Origin of the sequence: Leyella stercorea DSM 18206, assembly GCF_000235885.1 — a bacterium.
Classification (GTDB): Bacteria; Bacteroidota; Bacteroidia; order Bacteroidales; family Bacteroidaceae; genus Prevotella; species Prevotella stercorea.
Genome location: NZ_JH379403.1, coordinates 1 through 1,108, shown reverse-complemented (window position 1 = coordinate 1,108; position 1,108 = coordinate 1). Strand labels below are relative to the sequence as shown.

Sequence of the window (1,108 nt, the reverse complement as noted above, 5' to 3'; positions counted from 1 at the left end):
TTCTCAATTACTTATAAAAAATAAGTACTTTCAATGCATATATATTCGAATATGTCACATTGCAGATTATGCAAAAAATATAACTATCTTCCAATGAAATCTCAATAACCAGCAAGCAATGGTAGTTTCAGAAAATAATATAACAACACTAAGTAGAAAATAATTATGGCACGTGCAACGACAAAAGCGGATTTGACATCATCCGCCAACGAACAATTCAACAAGATGTGGAAGCTTATAGACTGTATGACTAAAAGTCAGCAGGAAGCAGCCTTTGCTGAAGAAATGGCAACGGTCGGTAAAGAAACACACTGGAGCAGAGACAAAAATCTGCGAGATGTGCTTGTACATCTGTACGAATGGCATCAACTGCTACTGAGTTGGATAAAAGCCAATCTTAACGGTGAGTATCAAACGTTTCTACCTACACCATACAATTGGAAAACCTATCCAGCAATGAACTTGGAATTTTGGAAGAAGCATCAAAGCACACCACTGACAGAAGCAAAGACAATCTTAAAAGAGAGTCATAAAGAGGTAATGACACTGATAGAGCAATTTTCCAATGAAGAACTCTTTGCCAAGAATTCGTTCGGTTGGACAGGCTCTTCTACGCTTGGCACTTACTGTGTTTCAACAACGGCAAGCCATTACGACTGGGCTATAAAGAAGATTAAGAAGCATATCAAAACAAACAATAAGTAGATAAAATGGAGGCATAAAGAAAGAGTGGTAGTGTAAACTGAACTGAGTCACGGCTCTGTTTACACTATCAAGGAGGAGTTTCTGACCTATCATCAATGTAAATTCATATTCGGTTGTTTGTCAAACAACTGATATATCTCTTTGCGGGTATAACCTGCAAGAATAACAGGAACATCCCTCCAGAGACACTACGATTTGCTATCTAACGGAATTTCAATGGAAGCCTTTGGCCTTTGGGATTTATTGCGAGTCCATAGCACGCCAGAAAGCAGCACAAAGCAAATACAAATCTTGTACATTTCATTTCCAAGCACAATGAAACAGAACAATCAAAGGAACTTTCCTACTTTCTCATAAAAACTCTTCAATATTTAGACTTACTGACATAGGGCTGTCATAGAAG

At 37.7% G+C, this 1,108-nt stretch carries 1 protein-coding gene; it reads left to right on the top strand.

The annotated features are described in order from the left end of the window. Positions 1-165 precede the first annotated feature (165 nt). Positions 166-705 carry a ClbS/DfsB family four-helix bundle protein gene (locus HMPREF0673_RS04675; RefSeq protein WP_007898728.1) on the top strand — a complete coding sequence of 180 codons (540 nt, stop codon included), beginning with the start codon at positions 166-168 and terminating at the stop codon, positions 703-705. The last annotated feature ends 403 nt before the right edge of the window (positions 706-1,108 follow it).

Bases quoted from the DNA above. Each gene is read 5' to 3' on its own strand.
- HMPREF0673_RS04675 (WP_007898728.1), top strand. From the start codon at position 166: ATGGCACGTGCAACGACAAAAGCGGATTTGACATCATCCGCCAACGAA.